11 protein-coding genes are annotated in these 11,466 nt (G+C 70.8%); 4 read left to right on the top strand and 7 right to left on the bottom strand.

The window, feature by feature from the left end; all coding sequences use genetic code 11:
• Nucleotides 1-24: 24 nt before the first annotated feature.
• On the bottom strand, nucleotides 25-198 hold the full coding sequence (locus ACN27E_RS16130; RefSeq protein ID WP_066832392.1) for a DUF2613 domain-containing protein: 174 nt from the start codon (nucleotides 196-198) through the stop codon (nucleotides 25-27).
• Nucleotides 199-276: 78 nt separating this feature from the next.
• On the opposite strand from ACN27E_RS16130, the gene ACN27E_RS16125 reads away from it, so the two are divergent.
• Nucleotides 277-1,461, top strand: a complete 1,185-nt coding sequence (locus ACN27E_RS16125) for a glycoside hydrolase family 3 N-terminal domain-containing protein (protein WP_422742944.1) — start codon at nucleotides 277-279, stop codon at nucleotides 1,459-1,461.
• Nucleotides 1,462-1,464: 3 nt separating this feature from the next.
• On the opposite strand, the gene ACN27E_RS16120 is transcribed toward ACN27E_RS16125, so the two are convergent.
• The 5 genes from ACN27E_RS16120 to ACN27E_RS16100 are packed head-to-tail and all read right to left on the bottom strand — an operon-like array spanning nucleotide 1,465 to nucleotide 8,234.
• Nucleotides 1,465-2,934 carry an aminotransferase class I/II-fold pyridoxal phosphate-dependent enzyme gene (locus ACN27E_RS16120; RefSeq protein ID WP_422742943.1) on the bottom strand — a complete coding sequence of 490 codons (1,470 nt, stop codon included), beginning with the start codon at nucleotides 2,932-2,934 and terminating at the stop codon, nucleotides 1,465-1,467.
• Nucleotides 2,924-4,099: an amidohydrolase family protein gene (locus ACN27E_RS16115; RefSeq protein ID WP_422742941.1), complete on the bottom strand. Its 1,176-nt coding sequence runs from the start codon at nucleotides 4,097-4,099 to the stop codon at nucleotides 2,924-2,926. Before ACN27E_RS16115 ends, ACN27E_RS16120 begins: the two co-directional genes overlap by 11 nt.
• Complete coding sequence (locus tag ACN27E_RS16110; RefSeq protein ID WP_422742939.1) at nucleotides 4,086-5,393, bottom strand: aspartate aminotransferase family protein; 1,308 nt, start codon at nucleotides 5,391-5,393, stop codon at nucleotides 4,086-4,088. Before ACN27E_RS16110 ends, ACN27E_RS16115 begins: the two co-directional genes overlap by 14 nt.
• Complete coding sequence (locus tag ACN27E_RS16105; protein ID WP_422742937.1) at nucleotides 5,390-6,880, bottom strand: APC family permease; 1,491 nt, start codon at nucleotides 6,878-6,880, stop codon at nucleotides 5,390-5,392. Before ACN27E_RS16105 ends, ACN27E_RS16110 begins: the two co-directional genes overlap by 4 nt.
• A gap of 22 nt (nucleotides 6,881-6,902) precedes the next feature.
• Complete coding sequence (locus ACN27E_RS16100; RefSeq protein WP_422742936.1) at nucleotides 6,903-8,234, bottom strand: glutamine synthetase; 1,332 nt, start codon at nucleotides 8,232-8,234, stop codon at nucleotides 6,903-6,905.
• Nucleotides 8,235-8,349: 115 nt separating this feature from the next.
• Between ACN27E_RS16100 and ACN27E_RS16095 the strand changes: the two genes are divergently transcribed.
• From ACN27E_RS16095 to ACN27E_RS16085, 3 genes are read left to right on the top strand one after another with little or no spacing between them, the layout of a single operon-like run.
• Nucleotides 8,350-9,147: a class II glutamine amidotransferase gene (locus ACN27E_RS16095; protein WP_422742934.1), complete on the top strand. Its 798-nt coding sequence runs from the start codon at nucleotides 8,350-8,352 to the stop codon at nucleotides 9,145-9,147.
• Between the two features lie 4 nt (nucleotides 9,148-9,151).
• A complete protein-coding gene (locus ACN27E_RS16090; protein ID WP_422742933.1) occupies nucleotides 9,152-10,015 on the top strand; it encodes a MurR/RpiR family transcriptional regulator in 864 nt (287 codons plus the stop codon).
• Between the two features lie 18 nt (nucleotides 10,016-10,033).
• Nucleotides 10,034-10,621 (top strand): TetR/AcrR family transcriptional regulator, encoded by a 588-nt coding sequence (locus tag ACN27E_RS16085; RefSeq protein ID WP_422742929.1) that lies wholly within the window; start codon nucleotides 10,034-10,036, stop codon nucleotides 10,619-10,621.
• On the opposite strand, the gene ACN27E_RS16080 is transcribed toward ACN27E_RS16085, so the two are convergent.
• Complete coding sequence (locus tag ACN27E_RS16080) at nucleotides 10,618-11,463, bottom strand: MaoC/PaaZ C-terminal domain-containing protein (protein ID WP_422742927.1); 846 nt, start codon at nucleotides 11,461-11,463, stop codon at nucleotides 10,618-10,620. The two genes, ACN27E_RS16085 and ACN27E_RS16080, sit on opposite strands and share 4 nt — an antisense overlap.
• Nucleotides 11,464-11,466 lie beyond the last annotated feature (3 nt).

Here is an 11,466-nt window from a genome sequence, read left to right as displayed (position 1 = left end):
CGCGACAGCGGCGGGGCGGGCGAATTAACCTCTGTCGCCGTACTCGACCCGGTTCAGCACCGAGGACGCCGGATCGCCCGCCTGCAGCGGAGGCTTCGTGTCCTGCTGCACCATCAGCGTCACCCCGAACACGGCCGCCGCGCCCAGCAGCAGGCCGACGACGATGCTGGCCGCGGAGGGGACGATGAACCGTTCCATGGGGCCAAAACTAGCACGGGGGCGCTCAACGGCCGGGGGCGTCGATTACCGGCGGCGGACCGGTTAGTGTCGGGGGCCATGCGATGGACCCGGGGACTGTGTGCACTGGCGGCGACGTCCGGACTGCTGGCCGGTTGCGCGCCGGCGGCCGAGGAACCGGTCGTCACCCCGGTCAACACCGTGGTCGCCCAACCCGCTTCCCCGCCGAGCGCGCCGGTCCCGCTGGCGCCCGGCGCACCCGCATGCGGGGACGGTGCGGCACTGCTGGCCGGGATGTCCGCTCGCGACAAGCTCGCGCAGCTGCTGATGGTCGGGGTCACCGACGCCGCCGACGCCCGCGCGGTGGCCGACACCCAGCATGTCGGCGGCATCATGATCGCCAGCTGGACCGACAAGTCGATGCTCTCGGACGGTTCGCTGACCGAGATTGCCGCGAACGCCACCCCGCTGCCGCTGGCGGTCAGTGTGGACGAGGAGGGCGGCCGGGTGTCGCGGCTGTCCGGGCTGATCGGCGCCCAACCGTCGGCGCGCGACCTGGCGGCGAGCTCGACGCCCGAGCAGGTGTACGGCATCGCGCGCGAACGCGGTCAGGCGATGCGCCGGCTGGGCATCACCATCGACTTCGCACCGGTCGTCGACGTCACCGCGGCCGCCGGCGACAGTGTCATCGGCGACCGCGCGTTCGGCGATGACCCGATGACGGTCACCGACTATGCCGGCGCCTACGCCCGCGGGCTGCGTGACGCCGGGGTACTGCCGGTGCTCAAACACTTCCCGGGCCACGGCAGCGCGTCGGGCGATTCCCACGCCGAGGGTGTGGTGACCCCGCCGCTGGCCGAACTGCAGGACCGCGACCTGGTCCCGTACCGCACACTGACCACCCAGGCGCCGGTCGGGGTGATGGTGGGTCACATGCAGGTGCCGGGTCTGACCGGCAGCGACCCGGCCAGCCTGAGCCCGGCGGCGTACGCGCTGCTGCGGTCCGGCAACTACGGCGGCCCGCCGTTCAACGGGCCGGTGTTCACCGATGACATCTCGAGCATGCGGGCCATCACCGACCGCTACGGCGTGCCCGACGCTGCGCTGCGCGCGCTGCAGGCCGGTGCCGACACCGCGCTGTGGGTCTCGACGGCCGAAGTGCCCGCGGTTCTCGACCGGTTGGAGAAGGCGTTGGCCGCCGGCGAGCTCAGCCAGTCGCGGGTGGACCAGTCGGTGCTGCGGATGGCCGCGGTGAAGGGGCCGAGCCCGCGCTGCGGCGGCTGATCGTCACCGCACCACCGTCACCCGCTCCAGGGTGGGATCGGCGGCGCTGATCGGGTTGCCGGCGCGCCGCAGCGCCTGCAGGGTGTCGATCACCGCGGCGCTGAGCCGTTCGCCCGGCATCACCACCGGGATTCCCGGCGGATAGGGGGTGACCGGTTCGGCGGCGATGCGGCCGGTGGCCGAGTCCAGCGCGACGGTGTCCTCGCCGGCGAAGAACGCCTCCCGCGGTGTCAGCACCGTCTCCGGCTGGAGCCCGAACAGTCCGCCGATCTCGGGGGGCGTCGCCGCGTCGCAGACGCCGACGGTCCGGGCCACCTCGGCGAATCCGTCGACCAGCCGGTCACAGTCGGCGTCGGTGGTGCCGATGGTCAGGATGCACAGAATGTGTCCGGTGCCGCTGAGCTCGGGCTGCACGCCGTGCACCCGGTTCAGTCGCGCCAGGATGTCGGCCGCATCGGCGGCCAGCCCGCTCGTGCCGATCAGAAGTTTGGTCTCGTCGCGCTGGCACAGCCCGGTGCCCGCGCCGGTGAGCTCCTCATCGCCGAACATCCGCAGCCCGGCAATCCGGTCGAGGCGCTCGGCCGTGCTCCGGGCCCGGCGCAGGGTGTCGTCGAGCATCCGGTGACCCGCCGTCGCCATCTGCGCGCGCGCCGCGTCGATCGAGGCCATGATCGCGAAATGCGGGCTGGTGGTCTGCACCAGCTGCAGGGCTCGCCGCACGGCTGCGGGTTCCAGGACGTCGGGGTCGACGTGCAGGACGGCGGCCTGGCTCAGACCGGACAGGATCTTGTGCACCGACTGCACGGTCGCCGCCGCCCCCGCGGTCTCGGCGGCGACGGGCAGATCGGGATGGAACGCGAAGTGCGGCGAATGCGCCCCGTCGACGAGCAGTCGCACGCCGCGCTGCCGGCACAGCGCCGCCAGCGCCGCGATGTCGGCGGTCGTACCGAAATAGGTGGGGTGCAGGATCCACAGCGCGGTGGCGTCGGTGGTGTCCAGCGCGGCGGCGACGGCGGCCACGCTGACCCCGTGCGCGACACCGAAGTCGGCGTCCCACTGCGGTGTCAGCCAGACCGGATGGGCACCGGACTGCACGAGGCCGGCCAGCACCGACTTGTGGGCGTTGCGCTGGACCACCACCCGGTCCCCGGGCCGCAGCGTCGACAGCGCGACGGCGATGTTCCCGCCGGTGGAACCCTGCACCATCATGAAACTCGCGCCGACCCCCCAGGCGTCGGCGATCAACGCCTCGGCCTGCAGGATCGGGCCGGTGGGGCAGTGCAGGGTGTCGAGGTCGGGCAGGTTGTTCAGGTCGACCGCGGCGATGTGCTCGCGCAACCAGGGGTCCAGCGTCCGCCCACCCTTGTGCCCGGGACTGTAGAACGGGGCCTGGTCCCGTTCGACGAACGCCCGCAGCGCATCGACCAGGGGGGTGCGCGCCGAGTCCGGCTCAGCGGCCCGCTCAGAGTCCATAGACGCGCTGAGCGTTGTGCACACCGATCAGGTCGACGATGCGGATCGCGTCGGCTTCGGTGCAGTCCCCGGTGCGGACCCAGTCCCCGAGCACCAGCCCCATCGCGCGCCGCCACAGCACCGAACCCAGGAGATGCAGTTCGGGTGGGCCGAACGCATCCGACGAATAGAGCTGTTTGGCGAAGGGTGCGGTGTCCAGCGCCTCGGCGACCAGCTGGGTGGACCGCACGCCCAGGTAGTTGATGCCCAGCCCCACATCGAAGTTCACGTGGTCGAAGGCCTGCGCCAGATAGCCCGCCTGCCGGTGGAACGGATAGCAGTGCAGCAGCAGCACACCGACGGGCGCCATGGTGCGCAGCAGTGGGAGCAGCAGCAGCGGATCGGTGCGGTGCAGGTCCAGATCGCGGTCGCCGAAACCGACGTGCACCTGGATCGGCAGCGCGCGCTCGGCGGCCTCGTGCACCCCGAACGCGATCAGCACGGGACTCTCGACACGCAGTGCGCCACCACGTTCGGCCAGGGCGGCGGCCTGGTCGACGACGGCGTCGTCGCTGGGGCGGGACCAGTCGATGTCGAATCCGGTGCGGTAGGCAGCGATGGTCTTCACCCCGACCGTGCCGGAGTGCGCGACGGCGTCGTCGAGGGCCGCGCGGAACGCCGCGGGGAAGTCGTGCGGTGCGGTGCCCCCTTCGAGCAGGTCCTCGGCCAGGCGCTCGAGCCGCAGGATCTCCGAGCTCGCGACGTCGGACAGCGCGGTCAGCTGCTGCGGCGTGGTGATCAGATCGCCCTTGAAGCCGGTGTCGACGACCCACCGCGCCACCCCGGCCGCCCGCAGGAACCGGCGGGACAGTTCGTCGGGGTCCAGTTCGGCACGGCGCGACCAGTATTCGTCGCCGGAGGCCAGCGGTTGCAGGTCCAGGACCGGGGCGCACCAGCGACGAATGGCCAGGCCCAGCGGTGAATCGAACTGCGTCATGAACGACGGCACCGGATCGGTGGAGCCCTCGTTGATGGCGTTCTCGAAGTCCAGGCGGTCGACCGGTTCGTTGAACGATCCGTGCACATGGTGATCGATGAGGTCGATACCGCGCAGATGGCCGGCGAGCCCCTCGGGCACCAGCTGGCCGACCCCGGCGAACACGTCGGTGAGCTCACCAACCGGCATATTTCGCGACCTCCTCGTCGTCCACCTTGCCCGCGGCCGCGTCGGCGAGCGCGGCACCGAGGATTTCGGCGGCGCGGACGGCTTCGGCCGCGGTGATCACCAGCGGCGGGGTGATCTCCAGGACGTTGCCGCCAACGTAGTAGACGACCGCCCCGAGTTCCCACGCGCGGTAGACGACCTGGGCGGCCAGGCGCGGATCACGTGCACCGGTGGCGGGATCGATCAGCTCGAGGCCGATGGCCAGGCCGCGCCCCCGGACATCGCCGATTCGCTCCCCGCCCGGTGCGTCGGTCAGCGCGCGCAGCGAGTCCTGCAGCAGCGCACCGATTTCCGAGGCACGTTCGGCGAGCTCGTCGTCGACGATGGTCTTGAGGACCGCACGGCCGGCGGCGGTGCACACGGGGTTGCCCGCGGTGGTCAGCAACGCCGATGCCGGTGGCGCGTCGAGGATCGCGGCCGGGCCGACGGCCGCCGAGAGCGGCAGGCCGCCGCCGAGCACCTTGCCGAAGGTGACGATCTCGGGAATCACGCCGTCGTGTTCGAACGCGTGCAGGGTGCCGGGCCGGCCCAGTCCCATTTTGACCTCGTCGCAGATCATCGGGACGTCGTGGGTGCGGCACAGGTCGTGCAGCTGCGCCAGGAACCCGTCAGGCGGGACGACCAGCCCGCCGTCGGAGAGGATCGGCTCGACGATGAAGCATGCGATGGTGCCACCGGCGAGGTGTTCTTCGGCCAGTCGCAGACAGGCGGCGACATCCTCGGTGATTCCGGAAGCGCTGGGGCGGAAAGGATTCGGGTACGGCAGGAAGACGCTGTCCGGATCGGCGGGGACGCCCGCGTCGACGTGCACCCCCGACACCCCCATCGCGACGCCGACCCCACCGTGATAGCTGTGCTCGAACGCGAGCACGGTGCGCCTGCCGCTGGCATGTCGGCAGGCGCGCAGGGCGACGTCGTTGGCGTCGGAGCCGGCATGGCCGAGGTAGACCCGCCGCTCACCGGAGCCGGGGACCAGTGCCAGCAGATCCTCGGCCAGCCCGACCGAATCGGGATGGACCGCGGACAGTCCGCCCGATCCCGGTGCGGTGCGTACCGCCCGGCTGACCGCTTCGACGATCGCGGGGTGGCCATGCCCGAGACCCGACGCCGTCCAGGTCGCCGACAGGTCGAGCAGTTCCCGGCCGTCGGGGGTGGTCAGGGTGGACCCGTGGCCGCTGACCACCTCGAGCGGGAAGAACCGCAGCTTCTCGATGCCGGCGAGGACCGCGTCGTCGCGCTGATACAGCGTGCTCATTGCACCGCTGGGGTGTCTGCCAGCTCGGCGGTCAGCGATTCGCCGACCCGTTTGGCGATCCCGGACGCGGCCAGCGCGATGATCAGACCGACGGCGCACCAGTACAGCCCGAGCAATGGTGCCGCCGACCAGGTTTCGGCGTCCTTGACGTTGAACCACAGCACGACGGCGATGACGACGGCGCCGAGCAGCGGCAGCACCAGTCCGGGGACCTTCCCCTTGCCGCCGTGGACGCGATGGAACTTGCGCGCGCCCACGAACCACGCGGCGGCGATCTCGACCAGCAGATAGCAGACCATCAGGCACACCGAACCGGCCACCGCGAACAGGAAGTAGGTGTCGATCGCGGCGTTGCCGGTGCCCATGTCCGGCCAGTCCAGCGCGCCGCAGATCAGATCGACCACCAGGGCGACGCCGACCACCAGCCAGGTGGCGCGGCGCGGGCCGCCGGTGCCGGGGTGGATGTGGGCCAGTGCCCGCGGACCGAAACCGTCGCGGCCGAACGCGTACAGCATCCGTCCCGAGGTCGCCGACGTCGCGAGGTGGCAGCCGAATGCGGCGACGGTCGCGGTGAAGATGATCAGCAGACTGAACCACTGTCCGACGTAGGTGCTGCCCAGATCGCCGAGAGTGTTGCCCGACCCCTGGAAGGCGGCCAGCCCGGCCTCGTCGGTGCCGAAACCGATGACCTGGGCGAACATCACCACGACGAACAGGACGCCGGTCAGCAGCAGGGTGCCGGCCAGCGCCCGCGGGATGTTGCGGCCCGGGTTGTCGGTCTCCTCACCCATCGATGCGCACGCCTCGAAACCGGCCCAGGACAGGAACGCCGCCACCACCCCGCTGAGGACCGCCGACGCCGAGACGCCCTCGAAGGTGAAGACGCTGAAGTCCACGCCGGTGGTCGAGGCGCCGCCCTTGGCGAAGATCACCACGACGAGCACGACCATCGCCAGGATGCCGATGCCCTCGATGCCGAGCAGGATCTTGGCCAGCAGCCGGATATCGCGGCCCGCCAGCAACAACGAGATCACCGCGCCCACGACGACGACCGCCAGCCACGGCACCTGATAGGGGGTTTCGCTGTCGGGTTGGAGCTGGGCGATGAACGCATTGGTGAAGGCCGCGGTCAGGGCCAGGGTGCCGATCGAGAAGCCCACGTACGCGCCGAGCATGGCGAAGCCGGAGAAGAAGCCGACCCGGGGCCCGATGGTCCCGCCGACCAGCCCGTAGGCCGATCCGGCGTGGTTGAGGTGACGGGTCAGCCGCACGAAGCTGTAGCCGACCAGCGAGACCCCGACCAGGCCGATGAGGAAGACCAGCGGGATCGCCTTGCCCACGGTGCCGATGAGGCCCTGCCCGTTGCCGGACATCGCCAGGGTCGGTCCGACCAGGGCGACGGACATGGCCAGCGCCACCCAGAACGGCAGCCTGCGGTGGGGGAGTCGATCGGTTCCCTCGGCGGGGGCTGACATATCGGTGCTCATCGTGTCTCCTCTCGGACGCGGATCAGCAACTCCAGGCGAGGCGAAGCGCCTGGGCGGTCTCGGCGGCCGGGCGGTCGCCATAGGTGGTGATTTCGTGCCGGCGCACCGCCGCCAAGGCCTCGATGACCGGCGCGGTGAGCAGCTCGGCGGCAACCGCCGAACGTTCGAGGGCTTCGATCGCTGCGGGCTGGTCGGTCGGCAGCGGCGGGGGTGTGACGTCGGAACGGCCCGGATCTTCGGGCACCTCCGGCGGCAGCGGGAGATCCTTCTCGATCCCGCGCAAGGCGCTGCCCAGGAAGGCGGCGGCCGCCAGGTACGGGTTGGCGCTGGGGTCGACGAGTTTGAGTTCGGCGTTGGCGCCGTGCGGGTTTCCCGGTGTCGCGGCGATGAAGCGGACGGCCGCCTCGCGGTTCTCCAGTCCCCAGCACGCCGCCGCACCCGCCCAGTTGCCCGGTTTGAGTCGTTGCGCGGAGAGAGCCGACCCGGCGTAGACGCCGATCAGATCGGGCAGGGTGTCGAGCACACCGGCGATCGCCGCCCCGCCCTCGGGCCGCAGGCCGCGGGGACCGTCGCCGCCGGAGAACAGGGGACCGGCGTCGTCGGCGAGCGAAAGATGAAGGTGCGCACCGTTGCCCGCGGCGCCGGCGAACGGCACCGGCGAGAACGAGATCTTCAGCCCGTGCCGCGCTGCGGCCCGGCCGATGACGATGCGCGCGAGGATGATGGCGTCGGCGGTCTCGACGGCGCCGGCCGGGGCCAGCGACATCTCCAACTGGTCGTGGCCGTATTCGGTGTGCAGCTGTTCGACCGCCAGGCCGGCGCGCTCGGCGGCGGTCATCAGGTCGACGAGGAACGCCGAGCGGTCCAGTGAGGTGCGGATGCCGTAGGGCGACCACGGTTCGGTGGTGGCCGGTCCGGCGTCGGCGGCCAGCATGGTGCACTCCAGTTCGCCACCGAGTCGCACGCTCAGGCCCCGCTGGTCGGCCAGCCGCTCGGTGCGGGCGAGCAGCGACCGCGGGCACAGCGGCGCGGGGGTGCCGTACTGGTCGTGCAGATCGCCGGGTGCCCAGGCCACGCCGTCCTCGATCACGCGCAGCCGGTCGGCGTCGATGCGGATGCGCAGGTCACCGGCGACGCCGATGTCCGGGGTGAAGGCGATTCCGCTGTCCACGCAGAACACGCTCCAGGACGGGGAGACGCCCATCCCCGAGTGCTCGAACGCGCTGAGGCGCTGCAGCGGTACGTATTTCGCGCGGGTCACGCCGGCGAGATCGGTGACGGACCCGGCGATCAGGGCGACGCCGTGCGCGCGCAGATCGTCGGTGCGTGGGTCCTGTCCGGGTTGCGCCGGCATTGCGAACCTCCTCGGCGGTTGAGTCTTCGGGAACCATATGTCATGAATGTTTCAGAATCTTTAAAAATCGAGCCGTACGATTGATTCGTAAAATCTCGGACCGGAGGATGCCCCTATGTGTCGCCTGCTGGGTGTCGTCTCTGCCGTACCGGTCTCGGTGTCCGACGCCGTCGGGGCGCCGACGCTCAAGGATTTCGTGGCGTTGACCAAGATCCACGGCGACGGCTGGGGCATCGCGGACGTCGGCGAGGTGGGCCGGCCGCCGCGGATCGAGGTGTCGGCGGGCAGCGCACTCGACGACGCCGCATTCGCCGCGGCCACCGCCGACCGCAGCGCCGTCGCCGCCATGGTGCACCTGCGCTGGGCCACCAACGGACTGGCGGTCCGGCGGGAGAATTCCCATCCGTTCCTGGCCGACGGAATCGCGATGGCGCACAACGGCTCCATCAAACCGATGGCGCCGTTGGCGGACATGATCGAACCCGGCGTCGCCGCGACGCTGCGGGGGACCACCGACAGCGAGCGGTATTTCGCGCTGATCCGCCAGCACCGGCCCGGCGCACCGACGTTGGCCGAGGCGGTGCGCCGCGCGGTCGCCCAGTTGCGTCAGTGCTATCCCGAGGCCAGCCTCAATGCCCTGCTGCTGGGCGAGGACCAGCTCATCGCGGTGCACGCCCACGCCCGCAGCCGGCTGCCCGACGAGGACATCGAGGAGATCACCGCCGCCGACCTGCCGACCGAGCATCTCGAGGACTATTTCGCGCTGCGGTGGGCCCGGCCTGACGACCGCACCGTGGTGATCGGCTCGACCGGCTTCGGTGACCTCGACTGGCAGCCGCTGCCGCCGGAATGCGTCACCGCGGTGTCGCTGAGCGATCTGTCCATGAGCCTGCATCCGCTCATGACAGATTGATCTTGTGTCCCTTCGTACCGGCGAGACGGTCGCGGCGCGGGCCGGGGCCGCGTTGCCTGCGCTGTCGCGGGCCGAGCGCCGCGTCGGCCGCGCCCTGCTCGCCGACTATCCCAGCGCCGGCCTGACCAGCGCCGCCCGGCTGGCCGAACGAGCCGAGGTGAGCCCACCGACCGTCCTGCGCTTCGCGCAGTCGCTCGGTTTCGACGGCTTCACCGATCTGCAGGTCGCGCTGCGCGCCGAGCTGTCCGCGCTGTCGACCGGGCCACTGACCCGGCTACCGGACGCACCGCCGGCCGGCAGCCTGCTCGACCGGCTGCTCCGGCAGGCGCGCGCGCAGAACGAGCGGGCCCTCGACACCCTGGCCGCGCTGCCCGGTCCGGCGTTGGAGGCGGCCGTGGCGCTGATGTCCGACGCGGCGCGTCCGCTCTATCTGCACGGGGGCCGGTTCTCCCTGCTGCTGGCCCAGCATCTGGCCGCGCATCTGGAGCAGCTGCGACCGGGCGTGCGGCTGCTGGCCGAGCCGGCCGGCCGCGACCTCGGGACGATGATCGAGCTGACCCGCCGCGACGTCGTCGTGCTGTTCGACTACCACCGCTATCAGCGCAGTGCCGCCGAACTGGCCGCCCGGGTGCACCGGGCCGGTGCAACGGTGCTGCTGATCACCGACGACCTGGCCTGCCCGGTCGCACCGGACGCCGAGGTGGTGCTGGCCGCGTCGAGCACCGTGGGCACGGTGTACCAGAGCATGGCGGCCGGCTTCCTGCTCACCGAACTGCTCATCCCGCTGGTGATGGATGCGATCGGCGAACCGGCCCGCACCAGGATGGCGCTGTGGGAGGAGCAGCGCCGTGGCGAGCTGCTGCCGTGAACGGCCTACGCTGATCTGATGGCAGGTGGAACCAAGCGGCTGCCGCGGGCGGTCCGTGAGCAACAGATGCTCGACGCCGCGGTGCAGATGTTCTCCGTCAACGGCTATCACGAGACGTCGATGGACGCGATCGCCGCCGAGGCGCAGATCTCCAAGCCGATGCTCTACCTGTACTACGGCTCCAAGGAGGAGCTGTTCGGCGCCTGCCTGGATCGCGAGCTGGCCCGCTTCGTCGACGAGGTGCGCAGCAAGATCGACTTCACCCAGCCGCCGAAAGAACTGCTGCGCAACGCCGTCGGCTCGTTCCTGACCTACATCGACACCAACCGGGCGTCGTGGATCGTGCTGTACACCCAGGCGACCAGTTCACAGGCGTTCGCCCACACCGTCCGCGAGGGCCGCGAACGCATCATCGAACTGGTCAGCCGGCTGCTGACCTCGGGCACCCGCAACCCCGAACCGGACACCGATTTCGACATGATGGCCGTCGCCCTGGTGGGTGCGGGCGAGGCGATCGCCACCCGGGTGTCCACCGGCGACGCCGACGTCGACGAGGCCGCCGAACTGATGATCAACCTGTTCTGGCGCGGCCTGCGGGCCACCTAGAGCGCGCGCACGGTCCCGGTCAGATGCGGGTGGCCCTTCGACAGATGTCGCAGCGTCAGATCCCAGCCGCCGTCGTTGGTCCGGTCGACGTAGAGCCCGGCCTTGGCGGGCAGCACCACCGGTTTGCCGAATTTCACCGAATAGGTCGCCGCACCCGGCAACTGGCCCTCGACGTTGGCCAGCACCGCCGCCGCCGAGAACATGCCGTGCGCGATCACCGTCGGGAAGCCGAACAGCTTGGCCGCCAGCGCATTCGTGTGGATCGGGTTGTGGTCGCCGCCCACCGACGCGTAGTGCCGGATCTGGCCCGCCGAGATGCTCAGCACCGCATTGGGCGGGCCGAGCTTCTCGGGCTTGGGCTGCGGCGGTCTGGGCTCGTCGGACAGACTGGTCCGCTGCTGATGCAGAAATGTGGTGACCTGATGCCACGCCGGCTCGTTGCCGACCTTGACGTCGGTGACCACGTCGACCAGCAGACCGCGGCGGTGTTCGCGCAGATTCTCGGCGTGCACCGCCGCCGAGACGGTGTCGCTCACCGAGATCGGCCGGCGCTGGGTGATGTGGTTCTCCACGTGCACGGCGCCCATCGCGGAGAACGGGAAGTCGAACCCGGTGATCAGCTCCATGACGGTCGGGAAAGTCAGCGCGAACGGATAGGTCAGGGGCACGGTGTCACCGAACCGCAGACCGGTGACGGCTGCGTACTCGGCGACGTTGACCGCATCGATCGGCAGCTCGTCGACGGTCAGGGTGCGATCGGGCAGCGCATCGCCGCGGGGGATGAACGGCAGCGCCCCGGCGGCGGCGCGCGCGAGGTTACGCAGTCCGGATGGCTGGCTCACCGC

The organism is Mycobacterium sp. WMMD1722 (assembly GCF_049315205.1).
Taxonomy (GTDB): Bacteria; Actinomycetota; Actinomycetes; order Mycobacteriales; family Mycobacteriaceae; genus Mycobacterium.
Note: the sequence above shows the minus strand (reverse complement) of the source record. Positions and strands in the feature narration are given on the sequence as shown.